Genomic DNA, 25,749 nt, shown 5'->3' on the forward strand with positions numbered 1-25,749 from the left:
GGCGGAGGGTTCGGCGAGTCAGGCGGCGGCTGCGGGGGAGTCGGGCGGGTCGTCCGGGTCGTCCGGGGCTGGTCCGCGCCGCATGCGTTCGGCGGCGGAGGGTTCGGCGAGTCAGGCGGCGGCTGCGGGGGAGTCGGGCGGGTCGTCCGGGTCGTCCGGGGCTGGTCCGCGCCGCATGCGTTCGGCGGCCGAGGGGTCGGCGAGCCAGTCCACGCCCGGTGCGTCGACTGCTCCGGCTCCGTCGGGGCCGCGCCGGGCGCGCAGCGCGTCGGAGGGCAGCGCGAGCCAGCGGGCCGCGTCCGACCGGGGCGGCAGCGAGCCGGACCGGCCCTCGCCCGCCCCGCGCAGCACGGACGCCCCGTGGCACCACGCACGCCCCGCTTTCGACGAGCCGGCACCGCAACCCTCGCCGGAGGCCGCGCCGTTGCCGGACCCGAAGCCCTCGACCGGGCCGGAGACGCCGACGGACCAGCCTGGACCACGCACGGAACCCACGGAGCCCACCGACTCAGCAGAGGCCGGACGCGCCGGGGAACCCGCGAGGCCGGCGGAACCGACAGATGCCACGGGCGCCAGTGAATCCGCGGAGCCCACGGAACCGACCGGGCCCGACGGCGTCACGGTCCCCAAGCCCACAGACCCCACGAACCCGAATCCCACGCATCCCAAGAAGCCCACAGATACCGAAGCCCCCACAAACCCCGAAGACCCCACAGACCACTCCACAGGAGGCCCGCGGTGAACGACGTGCTCGACGTCACCCTGCGACTCCTGATCGTCTTCGTCGTCTTCCTCACCTTTCCCCTGCTCATCGGCCAGACCGAGCACAAGGTCATGGCCCACATGCAGGGCCGCGTCGGCCCCATGTACGCCGGCGGCTTCCACGGCTGGGCCCAGCTGATCGCCGACGGCGTGAAGTTCGCGCAGAAGGAGGACGTCGTCCCCGCGGGCGCCGACCGCCGCATCTTCCAACTGGCCCCCGCCGTCGCCCTCCTGCCCTACCTCCTCGTCCTGCTCGCCATCCCGATCGGCCCGGACGAGGGAGCCGTCGGGCAGGTCATCGACGCCGGTGTCTTCTTCGTCCTGGCGGTCATGGGCGTCGGTGTCCTCGGCTCGCTGATGGCCGGCTGGGCCTCCGCCAACAAGTTCTCCCTCCTCGGTGGCCTGCGCACCGCCGCCCAGCTCCTCGCCTACGAACTGCCCATGCTCCTGACGGCCGCCTCGGTGGCCATGGCGGCCGGCACCGTCTCGCTCCCCGGCATCCTCGACGCCTTCGAGTGGTGGTGGCTGCCCTGGCAGATCGTCGGCGCGATCGTCTTCTTCGTCGCCGGCCTCGCCGAACTCCAGCGCCCGCCCTTCGACATGCCCGTCGCCGACTCGGAGATCATCTTCGGCGCGTACACCGAGTACACCGGCCTCCGCTTCGCCCTGTTCCTCCTCGCCGAGTACGCCGGGATCGTCGTCCTGTGCGGCCTGACCACCGTCCTCTTCCTGGGCGGCTGGCACGGCCCCTGGGGCGCCGACGGCCTCGGCTGGGTCTGGACCCTGCTGAAGACCGCAGTCCTCGCCTTCCTCGTGATCTGGCTGCGCGTCACCTACCCCCGCCTGCGCGAGGACCAGCTCCAGAAGCTCTCCTGGACCCTCCTCGTCCCCCTCTCCCTCGCCCAGATCGCCCTCACCGGCATCGTCAAGGTGGTGATTCAGTAACCATGGCCCCCATCCCAGGAAGCGGCCTGGCCAAGGGCCTGGCCGTCACCCTCCGCACGATGACGAGGAAGTCCGTCACCGCGCAGTACCCGGACGCCCAGCCCGCGCTCCCACCCCGCTCCCGCGGTGTGATCGGCCTCTTCGAGGAGAACTGCACGGTCTGCATGCTGTGCGCCCGCGAGTGCCCGGACTGGTGCATCTACATCGACTCCCACAAGGAGACGGTCCCGCCGGCGGCCCCGGGCGGCCGCGAGCGCAGCCGCAACGTCCTCGACCGCTTCGCCATCGACTTCTCCCTCTGCATGTACTGCGGTATCTGCATCGAGGTGTGTCCTTTCGACGCCCTGTTCTGGTCCCCGGAGTTCGAGTACGCCGAGACCGACATCCGCGACCTCACCCATGAGCGCGACAAGCTCAGGGAGTGGATGTGGACCGTCCCGGCCCCGCCGGCCCTCGACCCCGGCGCGGAGGAGCCGAAGGAACTCGCCGCCGCCCGCAAGGCCGCCGAGAAGCTGGCCGCACAGCAGGCCCCGCCGGCCACCGAACCGCACGCCGACGAACAGGCCCGCGCCGCCGAACAACCCACCCGCCCCCACGGCGCCTCCAAGCAACAGATCGACCAGCCGAAGCCGGGGGAGCCGAAGCCGGACCAGGCAGACTCGGGGCAGCCGAGCCCGAAGCAGGTGCGGCCGAAGCCGGACCAGCCGGCGTCGGGCCAATCGGCGTCGGACCAGCCGCAGGCCGAGCAGGAGGGCCGGGAATGACCCTCGCCGCAACCGCCACTCTGCTCGCCACAGGTCCGATCACCGGGGCCGCCGCCGAGACCCGCGGTTTCCTCTCCCCGACCGGCGTAGAGATCGCCTTCCTCCTCGTCGGCCTGGTCACCTTCGGCGCCGCGATCGTCACCGTCACCACCCGGCAACTGGTGCACGCCGCCCTCTGGCTCGTCGTCGCCCTCGGCGGCCTGGCCGTGGAGTACCTCCTGCTCACCGCCGAGTTCATCGCCTGGGTGCAGGTCCTCATCTACGTCGGTTCCGTCGTCGTCCTCCTCCTGTTCGGCCTGATGCTCACCAGAGCCCCCATCGGCCGCTCCCCGGACGCCGACTCCGGCAACCGCTGGGCGGCCCTCACCGTGGCCGTCGCCGCGGCCGCCGCCCTGGTGTGGGTCGTCGTCGACGCCTTCCGCACGATCTGGATCGACCTGGACGGCCCCGCCGCCGGCTCCACGGAGGCCACCGGCGCGAGCCTCTTCCAGAACTGGGTCCTCCCCTTCGAGGCACTCTCCGTCCTCCTCCTCGCCGCCCTGGTCGGCGCGATCGTCCTCTCCCGCAAGGCGAAGGCCGACACCGCCACCCCGGCCGAGGGCACCCCGGCCGGCCGCGGCGGGAGCGACGAGGCCCCGGCCACCCCGGGCGAGAAGGAAGGGAACCGCTGATGCACCTCGCCTATCCCGCCGTGCTCTCCGCCCTCCTCTTCTGCACGGGCCTGTACGGCGTCCTCGCCCGCCGCAACGCGATCCTGGTCCTGATGTCGGTCGAGCTGATGCTCAACGCCGTCAACCTCAACCTCGTCGCCTTCGACGTCTGGCTCAGCAGGACCGCCGAGGAGACGCTGCACTCCGGCCAGGCCCTGACCCTGTTCACCATCGCCATCGCCGCCGCCGAGATCGGCATCGGCCTCGCGATCGTCCTCGCCGTGTACCGCAACCGCGGCACCTCGGACATCGACAAACTCCGCGACACCGCCGAACGGCACGACCCCGACGACCCCGACGGCGACGGTCCCGACGGCGACGCCCGCACGGCCGAGCAGTCCGGCGAGGCCCAGAAGGCTGAGGCCACCGCGTGACCACGACCACCCTCGCCGTTCTCGTCCCCCTCCTTCCGTTCCTCGGCGCCCTGGCCGGTCTGCTCCTCGGCCGCACGGCCCCCGGCTTCGTCCGCCCCCTCGCCGTCCTGCCGACGCTCACCTCCCTGGTGCTCGCCGCGCTGGTCGCCGTACGCCAGGGCGGTGACGCGGCCGTCGACGCGGCCACGGAACTCACCCCCACCGGCTCCGTCCCGATCGAACTCGCCCTGCACATCGACGGCTTCGCAGCCCTCGTCGCCGTCCTGGTCGGCCTGGTCGCCTCCTGTGTGCAGATCTACTCGACGGGCTACCTGCGCGACGACCCGCGCTACCCCTCCTACGCCGCTCTCGTCTCCCTGTTCACCTCCGCGATGCTGCTGGTCGTCTACTCCGGCGACCTGATGGTGCTGCTGGTCGGCTGGGAGGTCATGGGCATCTGCTCCTACTTCCTGGTCGGCCACTACTGGGAGACCCCCGAGGCCCGCGCCGCCTCCCTCAAGGCCTTCCTGGTCACCAAGCTCGGTGACGTGCCCTTCCTGATCGGCCTGTTCGCCCTGGCCACCGACGCAGGGTCCTTCCGCATCACCCGCATCCTCGGCACCGTCGCGAGCGGCGGGCTCGACCACCCGACGGTGATCGCCCTGCTGCTCCTCGCCGGCGTGGCGGGCAAGTCGGCGCAGTTCCCGCTGCACACCTGGCTGCCCGACGCAATGGCGGGCCCCACCCCCGTCTCCGCGCTGATCCACGCCGCGACGATGGTCGCCGCCGGTGTCTACTTCATCGCCCGTCTCCTCCCGGTGTTCGAGGCCTCCCAGGCCGCGATGGTCGTCCTCGCCGTCATGGCCGCCGTCACCATGGCCGGCTCGGCCCTCGCCGCGCTCGCCCAGGACGACATCAAGCGCGTCCTCGCCTACTCGACGATCGGCCAGCTCGGCTACATGTCCGGTGCCCTCGCCGTCGGCGACCGCGGGGCCGCCGTCTTCCACCTCCTGTCCCACGGCGCCTTCAAGGCGCTGCTGTTCCTCGCGGCCGGCGTGATCATTCACGCCGCCGGCACCAACTCCCTCGCCGCCATGTCCCGCATGCGGAACCTGCGTGACCGGGTCCCCGACGCCTACTGGACGATGACCGTGGCGCTCCTCGCACTCGCCGCGATCCCGCCGTTCAGCGGCTTCTTCTCCAAGGAGGCCGTCCTCGGCGTCGCCGAGCACGTCGTCACCGGTCACACCGAGCACGCCCCCGCCGCCGCGGGCTGGATCGTCCTCGTCGCCGGTCTGCTCACGGCCGTCCTCACCGCCGCCTACGCGACGCGCCTGTGGCTGCTGGCCTTCCGCGGCCGCGGCGCCGAGGCCCCGGACCACGGCAGGCAGCCCCTGACGATGACCGTGGTGCTGTGGGTGCTGGCCGTCCCCTCCCTGGCCCTCGGCGGATTCGCCTTCCGCGTGCTGCCCGACTGGTTCGACGGCCGTGACCTCGGCCCGACCCTGACCACCTCCGTGCTCGGCACGGGCCTGGCCCTGGCCGGCGGCATCGTCACCTACGCGGCCTGGCGCCACACCACCGCTCTCGCGGCGCGCGTCCCGCTGGGTGCCGTCGCGGCCCACCCCGAGGGCGACGCCGCCCGGGTCGAGGCGGCAGCCATCGCCACGCACGAGCCGGCCTACGGCGACATCGCCCACGCCCCGGACCCCGCCGACCCCGGACGGCTCCTGCTGGGCCCCCTGCACCGGCCCGCGGCCGCCGGCTTCCACCTGGACGCCGTGTACACGGCCCTGTTCGTCCGCCCGGTCCAGGCCGGGGCGAGCCTCGTGAGGTTCCTCGACCGCGAGGTCGTCGAGACCTACGTGCGCGGCGCGGGTGCGCTGCCCCGCTGGCTCGGCACCGCCGTACGGCGGTCCCAGACCGGCAACGTCCAGACCTATGTGAGCGCGCTGCTCGCCGGCACCGTCGTCCTCGCGGTCGCCGTCGTCCTCGTCGCCACGGGAGCGTGAGCAGGCGTGATCGATATCAGCGAGTCCGTGATGCAGTTCCTTCTGGCGTTCGTCGTCGTCGGCCCGCTCCTGGGCGCCGTCGCGGCTCTCCTGCCGGCGCCGCCGGGGCTGAAGGGGAAGTCACCCGAGCAGGCCGTGCTGCGGCATGGCGTCACCGTGACCGGCGCCGTCCTCCTCGCGGCGATCGTCCTCGCGCTCGGCTTCGACCACGACCAGCCGTCGAGGATGCAGGCCAGTACCGACATCAGCTGGATCCCCGCACTCGACGTGCGCATCCACCTCGGCATCGACGGCATTTCCCTCCCCCTTCTGCTCCTGACCGCGCTGCTGACCTTCCTCTGCGCGCTCTACTCGTACTTCAAGATGCCGGCGGGTCCGGCCCCGAAGGCCTTCGTCGCCCTGCTGCTCGTCCTCGAGTCCGGCACGCTGGCGACCTTCGCCGTCCTCGACCTGCTGCTGTTCTTCCTCGCCTTCGAGATGGTCCTCATCCCGATGTACTTCCTCATCGCACGCTGGGGCGGCGAGGGCCGGAGCCAGGCCGCGTGGCGGTTCATCCTCTACACGCTGCTCGGGTCCGTGGTCATGCTGCTCGGCCTGCTCCTGATCGGGGTCAAGGCGGGCACGTTCGACATGATGGCACTCGCCACTGACAACGGCCGGTCGCTGACCACATCCGTGCAGGTCATCGCCGTTCTCGCGATCGGTGTCGGGCTCGCCGTGAAGACGCCGATGTGGCCGCTGCACAGCTGGCTGCCCGACGCCCACACCGCGGCCCCGACCGTGGGCTCGGTCCTGCTGGCCGGTGTCCTGCTGAAGATGGGTACGTACGGATTCGTCCGGATTCTGCTCCCTATCGCGCCGGACGGCTTCCGCACCTTCGCGCCCTACCTCGCCGCCCTGGCCGTCGTCGGCATCATCTACGGTTCCCTGGCCTGCCTGGCCCTCGCCAGGCGGGGCGCGAAGGGCGACCTGAAGCGCCTCATCGCCTACTCCTCCGTCGGGCACATGGGCTTCGTCCTGCTCGGCATCGCGTCGATGACCCCGACCGGCGTGAACGGCGCCCTGTTCGCGAACATCGCGCACGGCCTGATCACCGGCCTGCTCTTCTTCCTGGTCGGTGCCCTGAAGGACCGCACCGGCACCACGGACCTCGACACCCTCGCCGAGGAGACCGGCGCCGCCCTCTACGGCAAGGCCCCGCGCCTCGGCGGCCTGCTCGCCTTCGCCGCCGTCGCCTCGCTCGGCCTGCCCGGCCTGGCCGGATTCTGGGGCGAGATGCTGGCCCTGTTCGGCGCGTTCCAGCCCGCCGAGGGCCTCAGCCGCCCCGCCTTCCTCACCTTCACGGCGATCGGCGCGTTCGGCACGCTGCTGACGGCCGCGTACCTGCTGACCGTCGTCCGGCGCGTCTGCATGGGCGCCCTGCCCCAGGACGCGCCCCGGCTCACCGACGTCCGCTCGTACGAGTTCGCGGCCTGGACCCCGCTCGTCGTCCTCACCGTCGTCGCGGGCCTGTGGCCCAAGGCCCTCCTCGGCCTGAGCGACCCGGCCGTCCAGCAGCTCCTCGCAGGAGGCACCCGATGAGCTCCCCGGCCCAGCCCCTGGCCGCCTCGCTCGTCCAGTCCGTCGACTGGCTCGCCGTCGCGCCGCCCACCATCGCCGCGGTCGTCGCACTCGTGGTCCTGGTGGCCGACCTGTTCGTCGCCGAGCACCGCAAGGCGCTGCTCGGCTGGACGTCGGTGGCCGGGCTGGCCGCCGCCACGCTGATGCTGCTGCCCCTCCTGGACGGCGACCGCAGCACCTTCTGCCTGACCGGCGACGCCGCGGTGTGCAGCTACACGGCCGACCGCTTCACCCTGGTCATCCAGTTCCTGGTCCTGGCCGGGGCCCTCCTCGCGGCCCTGCTGTCGGTCACCGCCCTGAAGGACGCCCGCAGGGAGCTGCCGGAGGGCGAGTACTGGTTCCTGCTGCTGTCCTCGGCGGCCGGCGCCGCCCTCCTGCCCGCCTCCCGCGACCTCGCCACGCTGATCGTCGCCCTGGAGGTCGCGTCCCTGCCCGCCTTCGCGCTGGTCGGCCTGAAGTACGGCGACCGCAGGTCCTCCGAAGCGGCTCTGAAGTTCTTCCTGTCCTCGGTCACCGCCACCGCGGTCAGCCTCATGGGCATCAGCTTCCTGTACGCCACCACGGGCACCCTCCACCTGGCCCGGGTCGCCGACCGCGTGCAGGACGTCGACGGACAGCTCCAGACGCTCACGCACACCGGCGTGGTCCTCACCCTCGTCGGCTTCGCCTTCAAGACCGCCGCCGCGCCTTTCCACTTCTGGGTCCCCGACACCTACGTGGGCGCGCCCCTGCCGGTCGCCGCCTACCTGTCGGTCATCGGCAAGGCGGTCGGCTTCAGCGGCCTGATCCTCGTCACGGTCGTGGCCCTGCCGTCCTACGCCGACGTCTGGGGCCCGGCCCTGGCCGTCCTGGCCGCGCTCACCATGACCGTCGGCAACGTCGGAGCCCTGCGCCAGCAGACCACGCGCGCGTACAGCGCGGTCCGCCTGCTCGCCTGGTCGTCCGTCGGCCAGGCCGGCTACCTGCTGGTGCCGATCGCGGCCGCCGCGTACTCCGGGGACGCCGAGAAGTCGATCGGCTCCACCGTCGCCTACGCCCTGATGTACGGCGCCGTGAACCTCGGCGCCTTCGCCGTGGCCGCCCTGGTGGGCCGCACGATGCCCCTCAACCGCGTCGCCGACTACCGCGGACTGTACGCGTCCAACCCCCTGTCCGCGCTGCTCCTGGCGTTCTTCCTGCTCTGCCTCGCCGGGCTGCCGCCGGGCATCATCGGGCTCTTCGCCAAGGTCACCGTCTTCTCGGCGGCCGTCGACGCCGGCCTCGGCTGGCTGGCCGTGGTCATGGCCGTGAACGTCGTCATCGCGCTGTTCTACTACCTCCAGTGGACGGCCCTGCTCTTCCGCGCCGCCCCCGAGGGCCATGCCGCGAAGCACCGGGTCCCCGCCCCCCTCACCGCCGCGCTCGTCCTCACCGGCGTCCTCGGCGTCGCCCTGTCCGGGGCGCCCCAGCTGGTCCTGCGGTTCACGGACACCGGGCTCTTCTGAGCCCGGGCCTGGGCGCCTCACCGCACCGAGTGCCACGCCGTCGTCACACCGGCACGCTTCCGCCACGCGCGTGTGGGCACCCGGCCCCGCACGCACGCGTGGCGCGTCCCCGGCCGTCACCCGGACGGTGTAGGGCCGGCCCCGCGCGCACAAGGGAACTAGTGCCTCCCGCCTGGCGTTGACCAGTACGGGAGGGTCCACTGGACGTGGCACCACGGCACCAGTGGCACCGCAGAACAGCAAGCAAGGGTCCCCCTGCCGCACCACTTGGAGGGCGTACCGTGCACCGCCGGCACAACGGGCTCAGGACAGCAGTCCTCCTCGGAGGACTGTCCGCACTCATCATCGTCATCGGCAGCTTCTTCGGCCGCATGGGGCTCGTGATCGCCGTCCTCGTAGCGCTGGCCACCAACGCGTACGCGTACTGGAACAGCGACAAGCTGGCCCTGCGCGCGATGCGCGCCCGCCCGGTCAGCGAGTTCGAGGCCCCGGGGCTCTACCGCATGGTGCGCGAACTCTCCACGCAGGCCCGTCAGCCCATGCCCCGCCTGTACATCTCCCCGACGGAGGCGCCCAACGCCTTCGCCACGGGCCGCAACCCGCGCAACGCCGCGGTGTGCTGCACCGAAGGCATCCTGCGCCTGCTGGACGAGCGCGAGCTGCGCGGCGTCATCGGCCACGAGCTCAGCCACGTCTACAACCGCGACATCCTCATCTCGTCGGTCGCCGGCGCCCTCGCCTCCGTGATCATGTTCCTGGTGAACTTCGCCTGGCTGATCCCGATCGGACGCTCCGACGACGATGACGGCCCCGGCCTGCTCGGCATGCTGCTGATCATGATTCTGGGCCCGCTCGCCGCCTCCCTCATCCAACTGGCCATCAGCCGCTCCCGGGAGTACGAGGCGGACGCCTCCGGCGCCCAGCTCACCGGCGACCCGCTCGCCCTGGCCAGCGCCCTGCGCAAGCTCGAACACGGCACGAAGCAGCTCCCACTGCCGCCCGAGCCGCGCATCGAGACCGCCAGCCACATGATGATCGCGAACCCGTTCCGGCCCGGCCAGGGCCTGTCGAAGATGTTCTCCACGCACCCGCCGATGGCGGAACGCATCGCCCGGCTCGAGAAGATGGCAGGTGGGAATCAGTGAGGACCATCCTGAACGTCATATGGCTCGTCTTCAGCGGCTTCTGGCTGTTCCTCGCCTACATGCTGGCGGGCCTGCTCCTGTGCATCACCGTCATCGGCATCCCGTTCGGCGTGGCGGCGTTCCGCATCGGCGTCTACGCGCTGTGGCCCTTCGGGTACACGACGGTCGAACGCCGTGACGCGGGCGCGCCGTCCTGCGTCGGCAACGTCCTGTGGCTGGTCCTCGCGGGCTGGTGGCTCGCCCTCGGCCACATCGCCACCGGCATCGCCCTGTGCGTCACGATCATCGGTATCCCCCTGGGCATCGCCAACTTCAAGCTCATCCCGGTCTCGCTGCTCCCGCTCGGCCGCGACATCGTGCGGACGAACGAGCCCTTCGCGGTGCGCTGACGGCCCGGCACCGCGCCCAGGCAGCAGAAGGTCCACTCACCAGCTCCGACCGGTTATCCACAGGCCGCGGTTGTCCACAGGCCCGCCCGGCTGACGGCTGCGGCCCGCATGATGAACCCATGACCGCGACCAAGCGAGCGCGGACCCGGGCGACGGCCGGCACCCGCAACGGCCGCCCGGAGGGCCGTGCTTACCCACGAGAACAGACAGACACGCTACGAACACCCGGGATATCAGGCAGCGGAGGCCCTCACGCCTAGAAGCGGAGACCCCCACGCCTAGAAGGGGCACCCGCACCCCCCTACGCCCGACCGTCCCCGGCCCGCACCAACCGCCGCCGCACCCCGTAAGCGGCCACCCCCACCAGCAGCACCCCCGCGCCCACCACCACGGAAACCCCCGGCAGCGAGAACGCCAGCACCACGCACCCGACCAGCCCCACCACCGGCACCACCCGCGCCGCCGGTGCCGGATCCAGCGTCCAGGCCGACGCGTTGGCCACCGCGTAGTACGCCAGCACACCGAAGGAGGAGAAGCCGATCGCGCCCCGGACGTCCACCGTGGCGGCCACGACCGCGACCAACGCACCCACGGCCAGCTCCGCCCGGTGCGGCACCCGGAAACGGGGATGCACCGCCGCCAGCGCTCCCGGCAGGTGCCGGTCCCGGGCCATGGCCAGCGTCGTGCGCGAGACCCCCAGGATCAGCGCGAGCAGCGAGCCCAGCGCGGCCACGGCCGCCCCCACCCGCACCACCGGCACGAGCCAGGGCATCCCGGCCGCCCGCACCGCGTCGGCCAGCGGTGCCGTCGCGTCCCCCAGACCCCCCGGCCCCAGCACCGAAAGGACAGCCACCGCCACGCACACGTACACCACCAGCGTGACGCCCAACGCCAGCGGAATCGCCCGCGGGATGGTGCGCGCCGGATCCCGCACCTCCTCGCCGAGCGTCGCGATCCTGGCGTACCCGGCGAACGCGAAGAACAGCAGACCCGCCGCCTGCAGCACACCGCCAGCCCCGCCCGACGTCCCGACGTCCAGCCGGCCGCCGTCGGCCTCGCCGGACACCAGACACCCGACCACCACGAGAGCGAGGACCGCCAGGACCACCGCCACGATCACCCGCGTCAGCCAGGCGGACTTCTGGATGCCGCCGTAGTTCACCGCGGTCAGCGCCACCACGGCCGCGACCGCCACCGCGTGCGCCTGACCCGGCCACACATAGGTGCCTACGGTGAGCGCCATCGCCGCACAGGAGGCCGTCTTCCCCACCACGAACGACCAGCCCGCGAGATAGCCCCAGAAGTCCCCGAGCCGCTCACGCCCGTACACGTAGGTGCCGCCCGAGGCGGGATAACGGGCGGCGAGGCGTGCCGAGGACATGGCGTTGCAGTACGCGACCACCGCGGCGGCGGCCAGCCCGATCAGCAGGCCGGAACCGGCCGCGTGCGCCGCCGGTGCGAGCGCGGCGAAGATCCCGGCTCCCACCATCGAGCCGAGCCCGACGACGACGGCGTCGCCCACGCCGAGCGTGCGGCGCAGCTCGGGACCCGAGGAACCCACGGCACCGGAGGAACCGGAGGAAGGCGAGGCGGTCATGCGTCGCACCCTACTGATCGGCGCAACCGGGGAATGCAGCCAGGACGTCCTCTCCACCAAGAGGGAGTGAACGGGTACGGCAAGGACGACGCACCCGGGAGGCCCGTCGTACGACGCACGGGCACGGCCTGCGGAGATCGAGATCACAGGCCCGGGACAGTGCGGGCACAGCCTGGAAGGGCAGGTTCACGGCATGACCGTCATCAGCTGGATCATCCTGGGACTGCTGGCCGGGGCGATCGCGAAGTTCCTGCTGCCGGGACGCGACCCGGGCGGCCTCATCGGCACCACCCTGATCGGCATCGCGGGCGCGTTCATCGGCGGCTGGATATCGGCCCGCTGGATGGACCACCCGATCACCAAGGACTTCTACGACGGCGCCACCTGGGCGGCGGCGATCGGCGGATCGCTCGTCCTCCTCATCGCCTACCGCCTGCTCTTCGGCAACTCGCGCGACTGACCGCGCCCGCCGACGGCGGCCGACAGCGAGAAGGGCGGACACCCACGCAGGTGCCCGCCCTTCCTCGTGCCTGGTGCCGGCCCGTGCGGACCGCGGAGCCCCAGGAGCCGGCAGTCCTACCGGTAGTTCACGAACTGCATCGCGAAGTCGAAGTCCTTGCCCTTCAGCAGGGCGATCACGGCCTGCAGATCGTCACGGCTCTTGGAGCTGACCCGCAGCTCCTCGCCCTGCACCTGCGCCTTCACGCCCTTGGGGCCCTCGTCGCGGATGGTCTTGGCCACCTTCTTCGCGTTCTCCTGGGAGATGCCCTCCTTGATCGACGCGAAGATCTTGTACTCCTTGCCGGAGAGCTGGGGCTCGCCCGCGTCCAGGGCCTTCAGCGAGATGCCGCGCTTGATCAGCTTGGACTGGAAGACGTCGAGGATGGCCTTGACCCGGTCCTCGGAGTTCGCCTCCATGAGGATCTTCTCGCCGGACCACGCGATCGAGGCGCCCACGCCCTTGAAGTCGTAGCGCTGCGAGATCTCCTTGGCGGCCTGGTTCAGTGCGTTGTCGACCTCCTGCCGCTCGACCTTCGAGACGATGTCGAAACTGGAGTCGGCCATGTCCTGTGGCTCCTTGTATCGGGGTGCGTGTCTGCGTACCGGCTACGGGGCGGTCGCCGGGCCCGTTCGGGCCCGGACCGCATCCGGACAAGCCTAGCCACCCCCCGCCCTCCGGGCGCCGATCAATCGGGTGGCGAAGCACCCCTCCACATCGGGTATCGTTTACGTCGTTGCCACGGAGCACCGCCCGAAAAGGCGGTTCCAGGGGCAGCAACCCCGGCGGTGTGCCCGAGCGGCCAAAGGGAGCAGACTGTAAATCTGCCGGCTCAGCCTTCCCAGGTTCGAATCCTGGCGCCGCCACACTGGGGAAGACCCCCTCTGATCAGGTTGTTCGCCTGGTCAGAGGGGGTTTTTCGTTGGCTTCTCCTGTTCGCTTCCGTGTGGACGGGACGTGGACGTGTCTCACCCCGTACCGCCCGTTTCCCGCCGTTGATCAGTGCGTGTCCCCCAGGCGTCCCCCAGGCGTCGCCCCCGGGGGTGAGCATCATCACGCCGGCTCGTTCCACTCCCGCAGGGCTGCTCGATGCGGCGTAGCCGGGTCCCTGTGGCAGGCCACCGCGGTTCGTCCGGAGGAGCCGGCCGTTGGGCGGCGTGCCTGGCGTGGCGATGTGTTCGGCCGACCGCCGCACACGTTGCCCGTGCATCACCAGTAGCGGCCAGCTCCAGCGCGGCCGTGGAGGTTCGGGCAGCAGCGGCCGTCAGCCGGGCACCCGCCGGATGGTGGTGGGTTGGGCGCACGCTGGGAGACCTCCGCAGGGCAGGTGCGGCAGGTGGACGAGGGCAGCGCCGGTTTCATCGGGGTGAGGTGAGGGCCATCCTTGGCGCCGCTGCAGGCGGGTAGCCGCTGAGTCATGGCGCAGAGTCGGAGAGCGAATGGTGAGGCTTCACCGGGCCCGTGGCACCGACGCGGGCCGGTGCGCTGGCTTGCTGTGCTGGCCTACGTGAGTGTCGTCTTCGGGCTCGGTGCGGTGATGTGGCACTGGGTGATGGGCAAGTCGTGGGACGAGTCGTTGTCGTTCGCGCTGAGGGTGACTGCGAGCGCGGTGGTCGGCCAGTGGATAGCCGCTGTCATCCTGCGGAGAGCGGGGCGTGGCGACGGCTGAGGACCAGCCGTGGAAGTGGCTGCGCTTGATCACGGCCCGGTGGATGTTCACCGTGGCCCCGTTTTGGCGGCCACTGCTGCCGAACACGACGGCGGCGATCCATCCGCCGAACACGACGGCGGCGAGGATGATGCACTGGCCGGCGAACGCGGTCAGGGCGGCGATGCACCAGGTGAGCACCAGCAGTGCTGATGCCCTTGAGGCCGGACGCTTCAGCAGTGCACCGATTGGTCCAGGGCCAATCACAGGGCCAGGGCACGCCAGGCGGGGCTTCTGCCCGCTGGAGTCGGCGATACAGAGCCGCACCGTGCGCGCGGCTCAGGGGAGCGTGGCGGACACCTCGTGCACGCGCCGGGTGAGGTTTTTCCCGGCGAACTTCTGAACTTGAAGGGGTGATGTCGGGCTGGACGGCTGCGCTTGGTTCCTGCTGAGACTGAGTCAGATGTGGGCTCTGATCTGCTTCACCGGATGCCCGAGCGTGTGGCCGATACTGGCCAGTTCCTCGTCGCCGAACCAGTCACGTTCGGGGTTCCAGATGGCGATCTCGAAGCGGGCGAAGCCGCACGGCCAGTCGTAGTCCAGCACGTCCAGCGACGTGGCGGCGCCGCAGCAGGGCACTTCCACGGCCAAGGTGGCGAAGCCGTCCTCACAGTGGGTTTCCAGCAGGTCGGCGTACCACTCGGTGTCGATCGAGTCACCGCAGTGCGGGCAGCCGATCCTTTCCAGGTTGTCACCGCAGTCGACGGGGGTGAGGGTGTCGTGCCAGGTGACGTCGATCTCGGCCTCCACGCCGTCGGGCAGGCCGGGAGCCAGGTCCGCGGCGAGCGCGGCAGTCCGCTCGGCCGCCGCCCGGCCGGGTTGCCACCAGGGATCGGTCGGAATGATCGACAGGACGTCGTCGCTCATGGGCTCACTCAATTCGTCGGGCACAAGCGTTCGGCAAGGTGCCGTGATCGTAGGGCCACGTGGCAGGCCGGCCGTTCCCTGGGTTCGTTACTCGTGGATGGCAAGGCCAGTGCCGGCGAGACAGCCGTCGACTATGTCCGGTCGGTACTGGATCTGCTTGAGCCTGGGCTTGACGGCCTTGGTGATCTGGGCGAGTTCGGCCGCGGCGAGGTTGCCGACCTCTCGCTTCACCAGTGACCAGATGCCTTCCTGCGGGTTGAGATCAGGTGCGTATGCGGGCAGTCGGAAGATGGTGAGCCAGTGCACGTTGGCGACGGCCCACTCCGCAGCCGCGATCTCCCGGTTCTTCTCCCCGCGCGCGAAGCGTTCCACGGCATGCAGCCTGCCCCGCTCCCGGGCGGCCCTTCCCGCGGCGGGTCAACCCGACCCGACATCACCCGTTCAAGTTCAGTTCCGGCGCCGCCCTTTGCACCCCCTTCGTCGCCCCCGAGAAAGGGGGCACATCGGTTCCCGCCCTCCGGCCTTTCTCCCTCTCGCCCCGAGCGCACGTTACGCGCTCCTCCCGATCGAGGACGGACGTCGAACGACTTGCCGTCTAAGGCGAGCGGAAGCTCTCACGGCGCCTCCTGAAAATGTCCGGGCTACAGCAACCCCGCGATCTCTTCTCAACCGAGTGCCAGGGAATGCGTGGGCGCCATGCGCTTCGCCGTCAAGTCCGCGGTACGGGGAGGGGTGCGCCGTTGCGATCCGGACGCTGTGGGGCCATGGGTTGGCCAGTACGTAGGGCGACGTCCGAGCGGGCCTCCGACATTCGTCGCCGCACGTTCGTTTGCGCCAGGCGACACCGGGCGGCGAAAGCGACGCAGTACTCGTCTGGGACACCGAGTGAGCGGGCCCGCTGGAAAAGGGGCGCCCGGCCACCGGAAAAGACACACAGGCGGCCCAACTGATAAGCGGAGAAGAAAGGGAGAAAAGCAGAAGGGCAGGGAGTCGGACGCTCCCTGCCGCTATCAAGATATAGCGCACGGGGGGCCTTGCGGCAAGAGCCCGGTGTCGGCGCAGAATTCTCGGCCCGAGCCCGGAACGGGCGGAAGAAACGAGGGCTGTCGTGTTCGATGTGATCATCGTCGGTGGTGGGCCGACCGGCATGATGCTGGCCGGGGAACTGCGGCTGCACGGGCTGGACGTGGTCGTGCTGGAGAGGCTGGCGGAGCCGACCGGGCAGACGCGCGCCCTCGGCCTGCACGTGCGCAGCATCGAGGTACTGGACCAGCGAGGTCTGCTGGAGCGGTTCCTGGCGCTGGGCACGAGGCACGAGACGGGCGGGTTCTTCGCCGGCCTCACGGCGCCCTGGCCCGAGCGGATGGACACCGCGCACGCCTACGTCCTCGGCATCCCGCAGACCGTCACGGAGCGCCTGCTGGCCGAACACGCCACCGAGGCCGGTGCCAGGATCCGGCGCGGCAGCGAGCTGGCCGGGCTGAGCCAGGACGACGACGGTGTGACGGCCGAGCTGTCCGACGGCACACGGCTGCGCTCGCGTTACCTCGTCGGCTGCGACGGTGGCCGCAGCACGGTGCGCAAACTGCTCGGCGTCGCCTTTCCCGGCGAGCCCAGCAGGGTCGAGACGCTCCTGGGCGAGATGGAACTGACCGCCACCCCGGAGGAGTTGGCGACCGTCACGGCCGAGGTCCGCCGTACGCACTTCCGGTTCGGCGCGATGCCCACCGGCAACGGGCTGTACCGCGTCATCGTGCCCGCCGAGGGAGTGTCTCAGGACCGCACGGTCCCACCGACCCTGGAGGAGTTCGGACAGCAGCTGCGCAGGTTCGCGGGCACCGACTTCGGGGTCCACTCACCGCGCTGGCTCTCCCGGTTCGGCGACGCCACCCGGCTGGCCGAGCGCTACCGCACCGGCCGGGTCCTGCTGGCCGGCGACGCCGCGCACATCCACCCGCCGACCGGCGGGCAGGGGCTCAACCTCGGTCTCCAGGACGCCTTCAACCTCGGCTGGAAGCTGGCCGCGCAGGTGCGCGGCCGGGCACCGGACGGCCTGCTGGACACCTACCACGCCGAACGCCACCCGGTGGCCGCCGCCGTGCTGGACAACACCCGCGCAGATGCACCTGCTCACGCCCGAGCCGGGGCCGCGGGCCGTGCGCCGGCTGTTCGCCGAGCTGATGGAGTTCGAGGAGGTGAACCGCTACCTCATCGAGAAGATCACCGCCATCTCCGTCCGCTACGACTTCGGCGAGGGCCACCACCTGCTCGGCCGGCGGCTGCGGGACGTACGGCTGCGGCGCGGCCGCCTCTACGAGCTGATGCGCGCAGGCCGCGGGCTGCTGCTCGACCGGACCGGCGGGCGGCTGTCGGTGACGGGCTGGGAGGACCGGGTCGACCGGGTCGTCGACGCCGGCGGGGAACTGGACGTCCCCGCGGTGCTGCTCCGCCCGGACGGCCATGTGGCGTGGGTGGGCGAGGACCAACGGGACCTGCTCGCCCCGCTGCGGAGGTGGTTCGGGACGGCGACGGACTGAGTGGCGGGGCGACCGGACAAGCCTGATCGGTCGCAGCACGGCAGTGCCCCCCCGCCGAGCACCTCACCGGCTCCCGAGCGCCCACAGGCCGTCCCCGCGACGACGGCGTGGACCCCGCGACGGCGCTGATCTCCCGTCACTGCGGGTGAGGCACAGGAGATGGCCGGGCTCCCTGGGAAACGTGCGGTACGGGCGCGACCGGACCAAGCCGGGCCGATCGATCGACTCGCGGCCGGATGCCCCGGCTTGGCGCCTGCCCGCACACGGCCCCGGGAAAGGGGAGGCGTACCGGCGTCGCCCGCGCGGCACACTGACCCCATGTCCTCCCGCCGCAGAGAATGCCCCGAGTGCCGCCGCGAGATCGCCGTCGTCGCCGGGCGGTACGCGCGCCACGACCCGCCCGGCGCCCGGCGGCAAGGGGAACTCACCTCGTGCCCGGGCTCCCGCCGCCACGCTCGCCCCGGCCCCGAGCAGCCGTCCCTGGACGGCTACACGGTTCCGGGCTTCCCTGGCCAACTGCCGCTGTTCTAGCCGGGCCTGCCGGATCGGGTCCGCCGGCCCCAGTCAGTGGCCGGTCAGTTGCCCGCGACCGACTTCACGGCCACCGACACCGGCGCCGACCCGCTGACCAGCTCCAGTGTGAGCCCGGCCGTCGCCGGGGTGTCGACCAGCTCGGCGAGGACGGCGGCCACGTCGTCGCGCGGGATCGGCCCCCGGCCCGTGTGCGCCTCCAGGCGGACGAGGCCGGTGCCCGCGTCGTCGGTGAGCTGACCCGGGCGCAGAATCGTCCAGTCGAGGCCGTCCAGACCGCGCACGTACGCGTCGGCCTCGCCCTTGGCGCGCAGATACACGTCGAAGATCCCGTCCCCCCGGTGGTCCGGGTCGGCGCCCATCGACGACACGATCACGAAGCGCCGCACGCCCGACTTCACCGCCGCGTCCGCGAAGAGGACCGCCGCGGCCTTGTCCACCGTGTCCTTGCGGGCCACTCCGCTGCCCGGGCCCGCGCCCGCCGCGAAGACAGCCGCGTCGGCGCCACGGAGCCGCTCCGCGACCTCGTCCACGGACGCCGACTCCAGGTCGAGCACGACCGGTTCGGCACCGGCCTGCCGCAGATCGTCGGCCTGTTCGGGCTTGCGGATGATCCCCGCCACCTCGTCCCCGCGCCCGGCGAGCAGCCGCTCCAGCCGCAACGCGATCTGACCATGACCACCAGCGATGACAATGCGCATGCCTTCGACCGTACGCCCGGACGGCCCCGTCCGCCGCACGACCCGGACCGCCTCCGGGTCGCCCCGGGCCGCATCAGAGCCGCATCCGGGTCATGCCGGGCCGCCTCCGGGTCGTGCCGGGTCGCACCCGGCTCATGCCGGGCCGCACCCGGGGACGACCCACCGCCGCGCCCCGACGACCCGTCCACCGGCCCCTACGACACCCGACCCCGCCCCTACGACACCTGCCCCCGCCCCTGGCGCGGCAGCCCCAGCTCCACCGAAGCGGCCGAACTGCAGTACTCCCGTACCGCGCTGGTCCGCGCCACCACGCGCCCCCGGTGCACGACCACCCGGCTGTACGCCAGCGAGAGCGCCCCCGCCAGCCGGTCCCCGCGCACCGCGAGCAACTCGGCCGGGAAACCGGCCTCCACGCGTACCTCGGGCAGTCCCAGCACCGCCCGTGCCGAGGCGCTCACCGCGTCGTACGCCTCCTCGGGCGACAGCCCGTGGCGCGAGGCCAGCAGGAAGGCGGCCTCCAGCGGATCGCCCCGCCCCACCGGGTTGGACACGTCCCGCAGCGCCCCGCTCCCGGCGGCCACCCGCACCCCGGCCGCGCGCAGCAGTCCCACCGGGGCCGCGCCCCGCCGGTCGACGCCGCAGCAGCCGCCCTGCGGCAGGGACACCACCGCCACCCCGGCCGCCGCGAGCTGGTCCGCCGTCCGCGAGGCCACCTCGGGGGGCAGCCGGCCGAGGTCGCCGCAGGGGCTGAGCGTCACCCCGGGGCGCAGTCCGCCGGCCATCGCCGCGAGCCGGGCCAGCCGCGCCGGATCCCCGGCGTCCGTGTGCAGGTCGACGGGACAGCCGTGCTCGGAGGCCACCTCCAGGACCGCCTGCACGTATCCCGCGGGATCCGGGTCGAGGTCGGGCCGGCCGCCCACCACCGAGGCGCCCATCTTCACCGCGTCGCGCAGCACCGCGAGCCCGTCCGCCCCGGCCACGCCGGTCAGCACCCGGGGCATCGCCACCGCCGTCAGCTCCGTCAGCCCCCGCAGCGCCCGCCGCGCCCGCAGCACCGCCGCCAGAGCGCCCAGGCCCTGGACGTCCCCCACGCGCACGTGCGCCCGCAGCGCCGTCGCGCCGTGCCCGAGCTGGAGCAGCGCGGCCTCGGTCGCCCGGCGCTGGACGTCCTGCGGATCGTAGGAGACCGGGCCCCCGGCGTCGGCCGACAGGGCGGTGTCGGCGTGCGCGTGCGGCTCGGCCGGGGCCGGCAGCAGCAGGTAGCCCCGCAGATCGACCCGGGCGCCGCACGCGCGCGTGCCGCCCAGGCTGCCGGCCGTGCCGACCGCCTCGATGCGCCCGTCGCCCAGCCGCACGTCCACGGTCCTGCCGTCGGTGAGCCGCGCCCCGCACAGCAGCAACGACGACGGGTCCGCCGGACCCGACGAGGACGACGGGGGCGGTGGCGGCTGCGGCCGGCTGTCGGGCATCGCGCTCCAGGGGCTCGGGCTGCGCACGCGAGGACGCATGATCACTCAGAGTGAGACGAGCCTAGGACGGCCTTCCGCCCGTCGCGGGGAGGAGCGCAATAGTCGTACCGGTGTGGCCCGCGCCGCGGAACGCGCGGCACGGGTGGGGCGGCTGGGAGGACGGTGCGCGCGGCCCGGGCGGGTGCCCCGAAACGGATTTGGGCGAACGGCGGGCGACCGTGTAATGTCTTCATCGCTCGCCCCAATAGCTCAGTCGGCAGAGCGTCTCCATGGTAAGGAGAAGGTCAACGGTTCGATTCCGTTTTGGGGCTCTGGTGTGACTGGTTCCGTCGCGAGGCGGGGCCGGACCACATCAAAGCGGTGTAGCTCAGTCGGTAGAGCAAGCGGCTCATAATCGCTGTGTCACCGGTTCAAGTCCGGTCACCGCTACTCTCAGTAGCCGATTGCGGGGTCGGTCCTTCGATCGGCTACTCTTCTTGCGTTAAACAGTCCATCCGTTCGTCTTAGGAGCACTCACGTGGCTGCCACCGACGTCCGCCCGAAGATCACGCTGGCCTGCGTGGAGTGCAAGGAGCGGAACTACATCACCAAGAAGAACCGGCGTAACAACCCGGACCGTCTTGAGATGAAGAAGCACTGCCCGCGTTGCAACGCGCACACCGCGCACCGCGAAACGCGATAAATCAGGCTCGTACGCGAGGCCGCTCCCGAGAGATCGGGGGCGGCCTCGCGTCGTTGAGTGACCCGTACCGGTCAGTAGAGCTACCAGGAGGTGCCGAGCCATGGCGCTCGACCAGTCCTTCGTGGGGCGGACGTACCCGCCCACCGCGCCCTACGAGGTGGGCCGCGAGAAGATCCGTGAGTTCGCCGAGGCGGTCGGGGACGCCCACCCGGCGTACACGGACGCGGAGGCCGCCAAGGCGCTCGGCCACCCCGACGTGATCGCCCCGCCGACCTTCGTGTTCTCCATCACCTTCAAGGCCGCGGGCCGGGTCGTCCAGGACCCCCAGCTCGGCCTGGACTACAGCCGCGTGGTGCACGGCGACCAGAAGTTCGCCTACCGCCGCCCGGTCCGGGCCGGTGACCGGCTCACCGTCACCTCGACCATCGAGTCGGTCAAGTCCCTCGCGGGCAACGACATCCTGGACATCCGCGGCGAGGTCCACGACGAGGCCGGTGAGCACGTCGTGACCGCCTGGACCAAGCTCGTGGCCCGCGCGGCCGAGGAGGCGTGAGCGACCCCATGACGGCGAAGATCTCCTACTCCGACGTCGAGGTCGGCACCGAACTCCCGGCGCAGACCTTCCCCGTGACCCGCGCCACCCTCGTCCAGTACGCGGGTGCCTCCGGCGACTTCAACCCGATCCACTGGAACGAGAAGTTCGCCAGGGAGGTCGGCCTGCCGGACGTCATCGCGCACGGCATGTTCACGATGGCCGAGGCGATCCGTGTGGTCACCGACTGGGCCGGCGACCCGGGCGCCGTCGTCGAGTACGGCGTCCGCTTCACCAAGCCCGTCGTCGTGCCGAACGACGACCGCGGCGCCGAGATCGAGGTCAGCGGCAAGGTCGCGGCCAAGCTCGACGACAACACCGTCCGCGTGGACCTCACGGCGACCAGCGCCGGGCAGAAGGTGCTGGGCATGTCGCGGGCGGTCGTACGGCTGGCCTGAGCCACCGAAGGACCAGGTGAGGGCGCCCTCCGGCGGAGGGCGCCCTTTGCTCACGGGCATCCGGACAGGGCCCTGCTTGACCTGGTTAGTGATTGAGTACTAACTTAACCGCATGCCCAGGATGAGTGCGGAGGAGCGGCGCGAGAGCGTCATCCGGGCCGCGACGACCGAGTTCGCCCGTGGTGGCTACCACGGCACGTCGACCGAGGCGATCGCCCGGCGCGTCGGGGTCTCGCAGCCGTACCTGTTCCGGCTCTTCCCGGGCAAGAAGGCGATCTTCCTGGCGGCGGTCGAGCGCTGCATCGAGGACACCATCCGCACCTTCGCGGAGGCTGCCGAGGGTCTCGAGGGCGAAGAGGCCCTGCACGCCATGGGGAACGCCTACACCAGGGTCATCGAGGAGCGGCCCGAGCGGCTCCTGATGCAGATGCAGATGTACGTCGCCGTCAAGGCCGCCGAGGAGGAGGGCGACCACGAGTTCGGCGAGTCGGTCCGGGCCGGCTGGATGCGGCTGTGGGACACCGTCCATCTGCCGCTCGGGGCGGACCCCGCCGAGACGACGCAGTTCATGGCGTACGGGATGCTCATCAACTGCCTGGTCGCCATGGGATTCCCGCCCGGGCACCGCGTCTGGGAGGCATGTACCCCTCGGCGCGTGCCACGGGGCCCCAGCGCTGACCTGTGAAGGCGCTCGCGCCGCGCCTTTTCGATGCCCTCGAAAGTTAGTAATCAATAACTAATCGATCATCGCAGAGACACCACACACTCCTGGGGGAGCGATGTCACGGCAGACCGCACGCCGCGGGGGAGCCGTCTGGGCCCTCGTCATCACCAGCGTCGCCGGATTCATGGCGGCCCTCGACAACCTCGTCGTCACCACCGCCCTGCCCTCCATCCGCGAGGACCTCGGCGGCGGCCTGCACGACCTGGAATGGACCGTGAGCGCCTACACGCTCACCTTCGCCGTCCTGCTGATGTTCGGTGCGGCCCTCGGCGACCGCTTCGGACGCCGCCGGCTCTTCCTCGCCGGACTCACCGTCTTCACCGGCGCCTCCGCCGCCGCGGCCCTGGCACCCGGCATCGACTCCCTCATCGCCGCCCGCGCGGTCCAGGGCGCCGGAGCCGCCGTGATGATGCCGCTGACGCTGACCCTGCTCACCGCGGCCGTGCCCGCCGCCAAGCGGGGCATGGCGTACGGCATCTGGGGAGCCGTCAACGGACTCGCCGTCGCCTCCGGACCGCTGGTCGGCGGCACCCTCACCGAACACATCTCCTGGCAGTGGATCTTCTGGCTGAACGTCCCGCTCGGCCTGGCCCTGCTGCCCCTCGCCCGACTCCGCCTCGCCGAGTCCCACGGCACCGGAGCCCCGCTCGACCTCCCCGGCACCCTGCTCGCCAGCGGCGGCCTCTTCGGCATCGTCTACGGCCTGGTCCGCGGCCCCGTCGACGGCTGGACCGGCGGCCCGGTCCTCATGGGCCTGTTCGCGGGCGCGGCCCTGCTGACCAGCTTCGTCCTCTACAGCGCCCGCGCCAAGAACCCCATGCTCCCCATGCGGCTGTTCCGCTCCCGGGCGTTCTCCGGCATCAACGCGGCGAGCCTGCTGATGTTCCTCGGCATGTTCGGCTCGATCTTCCTGCTCAGCCAGTACATGCAGGGCGTCCTCGGCTACTCGCCCACCGAGGCGGGGCTGCGGATGCTGCCCTGGACCGGCATGCCGATGCTCGTCGCCCCGGTCGCCGGCATCCTGGCCGACCGGATCGGCGGCCGCCCGGTCGTCGCCGCGGGCCTCTTCCTGCAGGCCCTCGGCCTCGGCTACATGGCGGTCGTGGCCACGGCGGACGCCTCCTACGCCGCCCAGCTGCCCGCCCTGATCATCAGCGGCGTCGGCATGGCCCTGTTCTTCGCCCCCGCCTCCCACCTGGTCATGTCCAGCGTCCGGCCGCAGGAGCAGGGCATCGCCTCCGGCGCGAACAACGCCCTGCGCGAGGTCGGGGGAGCGCTCGGCATCGCCGTCATGGCGTCGATCTTCTCCGCCCAGGGCGGTTACGAGACCGGCCAGACCTTCGTCGACGGCATGCGGCCCGCCCTGGTGACGGGCTCCGCGGCGGTCGCCCTGGCGGCTGTGGCGGCCCTGCTGATCCCGCGCCGCCGGACCGAGCGGCAACCGGCCCTGACCGGGCAGACACCCGAACTCGCCGGGGCCTCTCACTGAACCCTTCCGGACCCGACAAGGAGCAGCGGCCATGCCCACCCTCCCCTGGACCGTCCCGAACACCCCGCCCCGCGGGACCGAGGTGCACGTCTTCGTCTCCCGCTTCGAGACCCGCACCCTGCGGGGAGCGCTGAGGTTCCTCACCGGCACCCCCGCCGTCTGGCGCCAGATCCGCCGCAGCCCCGGCGCCCACGGGGCGTCCCTGCGGGCGCAGCCCTTCCGGCGGACCTTCTGGACCCTGTCGGCCTGGGAGTCGGAGGAGGCCCTCCACGCCTTCGCCCGCGCGGGCACCCACGGACACACCGCCCGAGGCCTCGCCCCGCAGATGAGGGACGCGACCTTCACCAGCTGGCGGGCGAGCAGCGAGGACCTCCCGATCTCCTGGACCGAGGCCCTGCGCCGCCTGCCCTGACGGCACGCACGCGGGCGGGGGGCCGTCGGCACCGTCTCGTACTCTTGAGCCCGTGCAGGAACTCCACGACGCCCCCCTCGCCCCGCTGACCACCTTCCGGCTGGGCGGTCCCGCGACCCGGCTGGTGACCGCCACGACGGACGACGAGGTGATCGCCGTCGTCCGCGAAGCCGACGAGACGGGGACGCCCCTGCTGCTCGTCGGCGGCGGCTCGAACCTGGTCATCGGCGACAAGGGCTTCGACGGCACCGCCCTCGTCATCGCCACCAAGGGCTTCTCCCTCGACGGCACGCGCCTGGAGCTGGCGGCAGGCGAGGTCTGGACCGACGCCGTCGCCCGCACGGTCGAGGCGGGCCTGGCCGGCATCGAGTGCCTGGCCGGCATCCCGGGCTCGGCGGGCGCGACGCCCATCCAGAACGTCGGGGCGTACGGCCAGGAGGTCTCCGCCACGATCACCGAGGTCGTCGCCTACGACCGCCGCACCGGCGAGACGGTCACCCTCTCCAACGCCGAGTGCGCCTTCTCCTACCGTCACAGCCGCTTCAAGTCCGACCCCGAGCGCTACGTGGTCCTGCGCGTCCGCTTCGCCCTGGAGGACGCCGGCGGCCTCTCCGCGCCGCTCCGGTACGCCGAGACGGCCCGGGCGCTCGGAGTGGAGCCCGGCGACCGCGTCCCGCTCGCCTCGGCCCGTGAGACGGTGCTCAAGCTGCGGGCCGGCAAGGGCATGGTCCTGGACCCCGAGGACCACGACACCTGGTCGGCGGGGTCGTTCTTCACCAACCCGATCCTCACGGACGCGGACTTCGAGACGTTCCGGGCCCGCGTGCGCGACCGGCTCGGCGACGGGGTGGAGCCGCCGGCGTACCCGGCCGGAGAGGGCCGCACCAAGACCTCGGCGGCCTGGCTGATCGACAGGGCCGGCTTCACCAAGGGCTACGGCGAGGGCCCGGCCCGCATCTCCACGAAGCACACCCTGGCCCTGACGAACCGCGGCAACGCGACGACGGAGGACCTCCTCGCCCTGGCCCGCGAGGTCGTGGCCGGGGTCCGCGAGGCGTTCGGCATCACGCTGGTCAACGAGCCGGTGACGGTCGGAGTCAGCCTGTAGGCACCGCGGCGTTGCCGCCGGCGCCGGGTGGGTCCGCAACCCTGCCCGCACCCAAGCGGGCCGGCACCCGCCGTCGGACGCAAGGGGCCGTGCCGGGGGGTGTCCGCCCGCAGCGGTTGGCGCGTCAACGGACAGCGAGTCGGTTCGCAACCCCATCGCGCCGTTCCGAGGACGGACACCCCCCCGCGCGGGCCCCCCCCCCCCCCCCCCCCCCGGGGGGGGCGCGCCCCCCCCCCCCGGCGGCCCGGCGC

Annotated in this window: 24 protein-coding genes, 3 tRNA genes and 4 pseudogenes; 23 read left to right on the forward strand and 8 right to left on the reverse strand. The window is 71.9% G+C overall.

Annotation, left to right across the window (positions count from 1 at the left end):
• Window positions 1-111 precede the first annotated feature (111 nt).
• Entirely contained in the window at window positions 112-486 is a 375-nt protein-coding gene (locus tag AC07DA_RS35350; RefSeq protein ID WP_479132350.1) for a hypothetical protein, read from the reverse strand.
• Window positions 487-738: 252 nt separating this feature from the next.
• On the opposite strand from AC07DA_RS35350, the gene AC07DA_RS35355 reads away from it, so the two are divergent.
• The 9 genes from AC07DA_RS35355 to AC07DA_RS35395 all read left to right on the forward strand — a co-directional run bounded on the left by AC07DA_RS35355 (window position 739) and on the right by AC07DA_RS35395 (window position 10,184).
• Window positions 739-1,707 carry a complex I subunit 1/NuoH family protein gene (locus tag AC07DA_RS35355; protein ID WP_479132351.1) on the forward strand — a complete coding sequence of 323 codons (969 nt, stop codon included), beginning with the start codon at window positions 739-741 and terminating at the stop codon, window positions 1,705-1,707.
• 2 nt (window positions 1,708-1,709) lie between these two features.
• Entirely contained in the window at window positions 1,710-2,471 is a 762-nt protein-coding gene (locus AC07DA_RS35360; protein WP_479132352.1) for a NuoI/complex I 23 kDa subunit family protein, read from the forward strand.
• A complete protein-coding gene (locus AC07DA_RS35365) occupies window positions 2,468-3,142 on the forward strand; it encodes an NADH-quinone oxidoreductase subunit J family protein (protein ID WP_479132354.1) in 675 nt (224 codons plus the stop codon). The genes AC07DA_RS35360 and AC07DA_RS35365 overlap by 4 nt, the downstream gene beginning before the upstream one ends.
• The gene (gene nuoK, locus AC07DA_RS35370; protein ID WP_479132355.1) at window positions 3,142-3,555 is read left to right on the forward strand and encodes an NADH-quinone oxidoreductase subunit NuoK; all 414 of its coding nucleotides are present in this window, start codon (window positions 3,142-3,144) and stop codon (window positions 3,553-3,555) included. Before AC07DA_RS35365 ends, nuoK begins: the two co-directional genes overlap by 1 nt.
• Entirely contained in the window at window positions 3,552-5,546 is a 1,995-nt protein-coding gene (locus AC07DA_RS35375) for an NADH-quinone oxidoreductase subunit 5 family protein (RefSeq protein ID WP_479132357.1), read from the forward strand. The genes nuoK and AC07DA_RS35375 overlap by 4 nt, the downstream gene beginning before the upstream one ends.
• A 6-nt stretch (window positions 5,547-5,552) precedes the next feature.
• Window positions 5,553-7,127 (forward strand): NADH-quinone oxidoreductase subunit M, encoded by a 1,575-nt coding sequence (locus tag AC07DA_RS35380; protein ID WP_479132358.1) that lies wholly within the window; start codon window positions 5,553-5,555, stop codon window positions 7,125-7,127.
• Window positions 7,124-8,650 (forward strand): NADH-quinone oxidoreductase subunit N, encoded by a 1,527-nt coding sequence (locus AC07DA_RS35385; RefSeq protein ID WP_479132359.1) that lies wholly within the window; start codon window positions 7,124-7,126, stop codon window positions 8,648-8,650. Before AC07DA_RS35380 ends, AC07DA_RS35385 begins: the two co-directional genes overlap by 4 nt.
• Before the next feature lie 281 nt (window positions 8,651-8,931).
• Window positions 8,932-9,795, forward strand: coding sequence for a zinc metalloprotease HtpX (htpX, locus tag AC07DA_RS35390; protein ID WP_479132360.1), 864 nt, complete (start codon window positions 8,932-8,934; stop codon window positions 9,793-9,795).
• Window positions 9,792-10,184 (forward strand): YccF domain-containing protein, encoded by a 393-nt coding sequence (locus tag AC07DA_RS35395; protein ID WP_479132361.1) that lies wholly within the window; start codon window positions 9,792-9,794, stop codon window positions 10,182-10,184. Before htpX ends, AC07DA_RS35395 begins: the two co-directional genes overlap by 4 nt.
• A gap of 301 nt (window positions 10,185-10,485) precedes the next feature.
• On the opposite strand, the gene AC07DA_RS35400 is transcribed toward AC07DA_RS35395, so the two are convergent.
• Window positions 10,486-11,781 carry an APC family permease gene (locus AC07DA_RS35400; RefSeq protein ID WP_479132362.1) on the reverse strand — a complete coding sequence of 432 codons (1,296 nt, stop codon included), beginning with the start codon at window positions 11,779-11,781 and terminating at the stop codon, window positions 10,486-10,488.
• Window positions 11,782-11,974: 193 nt separating this feature from the next.
• Here AC07DA_RS35400 and AC07DA_RS35405 point away from each other — a divergent pair, with 193 nt between their 5' ends.
• Window positions 11,975-12,241, forward strand: coding sequence for a GlsB/YeaQ/YmgE family stress response membrane protein (locus AC07DA_RS35405; RefSeq protein ID WP_311680375.1), 267 nt, complete (start codon window positions 11,975-11,977; stop codon window positions 12,239-12,241).
• Window positions 12,242-12,357: 116 nt separating this feature from the next.
• Here the strand turns inward: AC07DA_RS35405 and AC07DA_RS35410 are convergent, their stop codons facing one another.
• A complete protein-coding gene (locus tag AC07DA_RS35410; RefSeq protein ID WP_479132363.1) occupies window positions 12,358-12,846 on the reverse strand; it encodes a YajQ family cyclic di-GMP-binding protein in 489 nt (162 codons plus the stop codon).
• Window positions 12,847-13,064: 218 nt separating this feature from the next.
• Between AC07DA_RS35410 and AC07DA_RS35415 the strand changes: the two genes are divergently transcribed.
• Together AC07DA_RS35415 and AC07DA_RS35420 are read left to right on the forward strand one after the other, a co-directional pair.
• Window positions 13,065-13,146: transfer RNA gene (locus AC07DA_RS35415), tRNA-Tyr, on the forward strand.
• A 641-nt stretch (window positions 13,147-13,787) separates the two neighbouring features.
• Complete coding sequence (locus AC07DA_RS35420; RefSeq protein ID WP_479132373.1) at window positions 13,788-13,949, forward strand: hypothetical protein; 162 nt, start codon at window positions 13,788-13,790, stop codon at window positions 13,947-13,949.
• A 6-nt stretch (window positions 13,950-13,955) separates the two neighbouring features.
• On the opposite strand, the pseudogene AC07DA_RS35425 reads toward AC07DA_RS35420, so the two are convergent.
• The 3 genes and pseudogenes from AC07DA_RS35425 to AC07DA_RS35435 all read right to left on the reverse strand — a co-directional run.
• Window positions 13,956-14,135 (reverse strand): annotated as a pseudogene (locus tag AC07DA_RS35425) (hypothetical protein); the annotation flags it as partial.
• A gap of 252 nt (window positions 14,136-14,387) precedes the next feature.
• Entirely contained in the window at window positions 14,388-14,855 is a 468-nt protein-coding gene (locus AC07DA_RS35430; RefSeq protein WP_479132364.1) for a hypothetical protein, read from the reverse strand.
• A gap of 87 nt (window positions 14,856-14,942) precedes the next feature.
• Window positions 14,943-15,167, reverse strand: a pseudogene (locus AC07DA_RS35435) (transposase); the annotation flags it as partial.
• 796 nt (window positions 15,168-15,963) lie between these two features.
• Between AC07DA_RS35435 and rox the strand changes: the two are divergent.
• Both rox and AC07DA_RS35445 read left to right on the forward strand, forming a co-directional pair.
• A pseudogene (gene rox, locus AC07DA_RS35440) lies at window positions 15,964-17,392 on the forward strand (rifampin monooxygenase).
• Between the two features lie 318 nt (window positions 17,393-17,710).
• Window positions 17,711-17,923: a hypothetical protein gene (locus tag AC07DA_RS35445; RefSeq protein ID WP_479132365.1), complete on the forward strand. Its 213-nt coding sequence runs from the start codon at window positions 17,711-17,713 to the stop codon at window positions 17,921-17,923.
• Between the two features lie 44 nt (window positions 17,924-17,967).
• On the opposite strand, the gene AC07DA_RS35450 is transcribed toward AC07DA_RS35445, so the two are convergent.
• Both AC07DA_RS35450 and AC07DA_RS35455 read right to left on the reverse strand, forming a co-directional pair.
• Window positions 17,968-18,624: an NAD(P)H-binding protein gene (locus tag AC07DA_RS35450; RefSeq protein WP_479132366.1), complete on the reverse strand. Its 657-nt coding sequence runs from the start codon at window positions 18,622-18,624 to the stop codon at window positions 17,968-17,970.
• A gap of 215 nt (window positions 18,625-18,839) precedes the next feature.
• Window positions 18,840-20,093, reverse strand: a complete 1,254-nt coding sequence (locus AC07DA_RS35455) for an amidohydrolase family protein (protein ID WP_479132371.1) — start codon at window positions 20,091-20,093, stop codon at window positions 18,840-18,842.
• A 238-nt stretch (window positions 20,094-20,331) separates the two neighbouring features.
• On the opposite strand from AC07DA_RS35455, the gene AC07DA_RS35460 reads away from it, so the two are divergent.
• The 9 genes and pseudogenes from AC07DA_RS35460 to AC07DA_RS35500 all read left to right on the forward strand — a co-directional run bounded on the left by AC07DA_RS35460 (window position 20,332) and on the right by AC07DA_RS35500 (window position 25,498).
• A tRNA-Thr gene (locus tag AC07DA_RS35460) sits at window positions 20,332-20,404 on the forward strand.
• A gap of 45 nt (window positions 20,405-20,449) precedes the next feature.
• Window positions 20,450-20,522: transfer RNA gene (locus tag AC07DA_RS35465), tRNA-Met, on the forward strand.
• An 88-nt stretch (window positions 20,523-20,610) separates the two neighbouring features.
• A complete protein-coding gene (rpmG, locus tag AC07DA_RS35470) occupies window positions 20,611-20,775 on the forward strand; it encodes a 50S ribosomal protein L33 (protein ID WP_003948671.1) in 165 nt (54 codons plus the stop codon).
• 100 nt (window positions 20,776-20,875) lie between these two features.
• Window positions 20,876-21,328: an FAS1-like dehydratase domain-containing protein gene (locus AC07DA_RS35475; protein WP_479132367.1), complete on the forward strand. Its 453-nt coding sequence runs from the start codon at window positions 20,876-20,878 to the stop codon at window positions 21,326-21,328.
• 8 nt (window positions 21,329-21,336) lie between these two features.
• Window positions 21,337-21,765: a MaoC family dehydratase gene (locus AC07DA_RS35480; RefSeq protein ID WP_479132372.1), complete on the forward strand. Its 429-nt coding sequence runs from the start codon at window positions 21,337-21,339 to the stop codon at window positions 21,763-21,765.
• Window positions 21,766-21,877: 112 nt separating this feature from the next.
• Window positions 21,878-22,443 (forward strand): annotated as a pseudogene (locus tag AC07DA_RS35485) (TetR/AcrR family transcriptional regulator).
• Window positions 22,444-22,544: 101 nt separating this feature from the next.
• Entirely contained in the window at window positions 22,545-23,978 is a 1,434-nt protein-coding gene (locus AC07DA_RS35490; protein ID WP_479132368.1) for an MFS transporter, read from the forward strand.
• 31 nt (window positions 23,979-24,009) lie between these two features.
• A complete protein-coding gene (locus AC07DA_RS35495) occupies window positions 24,010-24,390 on the forward strand; it encodes a DUF3291 domain-containing protein (RefSeq protein WP_479132369.1) in 381 nt (126 codons plus the stop codon).
• A 52-nt stretch (window positions 24,391-24,442) separates the two neighbouring features.
• Entirely contained in the window at window positions 24,443-25,498 is a 1,056-nt protein-coding gene (locus AC07DA_RS35500) for a UDP-N-acetylmuramate dehydrogenase (RefSeq protein ID WP_479132370.1), read from the forward strand.
• Window positions 25,499-25,749 lie beyond the last annotated feature (251 nt).

Source organism: Streptomyces sp. NPDC044921, from assembly GCF_056432865.1.

Excerpts from the sequence above, each read along its gene's own strand:
- AC07DA_RS35360 (WP_479132352.1), top strand. The coding sequence starts at position 1,710 with ATGGCCCCCATCCCAGGAAGCGGCCTGGCCAAGGGCCTGGCCGTCACC.
- AC07DA_RS35365 (WP_479132354.1), top strand. The coding sequence starts at position 2,468 with ATGACCCTCGCCGCAACCGCCACTCTGCTCGCCACAGGTCCGATCACC.
- nuoK (WP_479132355.1), top strand. The coding sequence starts at position 3,142 with ATGCACCTCGCCTATCCCGCCGTGCTCTCCGCCCTCCTCTTCTGCACG.
- AC07DA_RS35385 (WP_479132359.1), top strand. The coding sequence starts at position 7,124 with ATGAGCTCCCCGGCCCAGCCCCTGGCCGCCTCGCTCGTCCAGTCCGTC.
- AC07DA_RS35400 (WP_479132362.1), bottom strand. The coding sequence starts at position 11,781 with ATGACCGCCTCGCCTTCCTCCGGTTCCTCCGGTGCCGTGGGTTCCTCG.
- AC07DA_RS35405 (WP_311680375.1), top strand. The coding sequence starts at position 11,975 with ATGACCGTCATCAGCTGGATCATCCTGGGACTGCTGGCCGGGGCGATC.
- AC07DA_RS35410 (WP_479132363.1), bottom strand. The coding sequence starts at position 12,846 with ATGGCCGACTCCAGTTTCGACATCGTCTCGAAGGTCGAGCGGCAGGAG.
- AC07DA_RS35430 (WP_479132364.1), bottom strand. The coding sequence starts at position 14,855 with ATGAGCGACGACGTCCTGTCGATCATTCCGACCGATCCCTGGTGGCAA.
- AC07DA_RS35445 (WP_479132365.1), top strand. The coding sequence starts at position 17,711 with ATGTCCTCCCGCCGCAGAGAATGCCCCGAGTGCCGCCGCGAGATCGCC.
- AC07DA_RS35450 (WP_479132366.1), bottom strand. The coding sequence starts at position 18,624 with ATGCGCATTGTCATCGCTGGTGGTCATGGTCAGATCGCGTTGCGGCTG.
- AC07DA_RS35455 (WP_479132371.1), bottom strand. The coding sequence starts at position 20,093 with ATGCCCGACAGCCGGCCGCAGCCGCCACCGCCCCCGTCGTCCTCGTCG.
- AC07DA_RS35475 (WP_479132367.1), top strand. The coding sequence starts at position 20,876 with ATGGCGCTCGACCAGTCCTTCGTGGGGCGGACGTACCCGCCCACCGCG.
- AC07DA_RS35480 (WP_479132372.1), top strand. The coding sequence starts at position 21,337 with ATGACGGCGAAGATCTCCTACTCCGACGTCGAGGTCGGCACCGAACTC.
- AC07DA_RS35490 (WP_479132368.1), top strand. The coding sequence starts at position 22,545 with ATGTCACGGCAGACCGCACGCCGCGGGGGAGCCGTCTGGGCCCTCGTC.
- AC07DA_RS35495 (WP_479132369.1), top strand. The coding sequence starts at position 24,010 with ATGCCCACCCTCCCCTGGACCGTCCCGAACACCCCGCCCCGCGGGACC.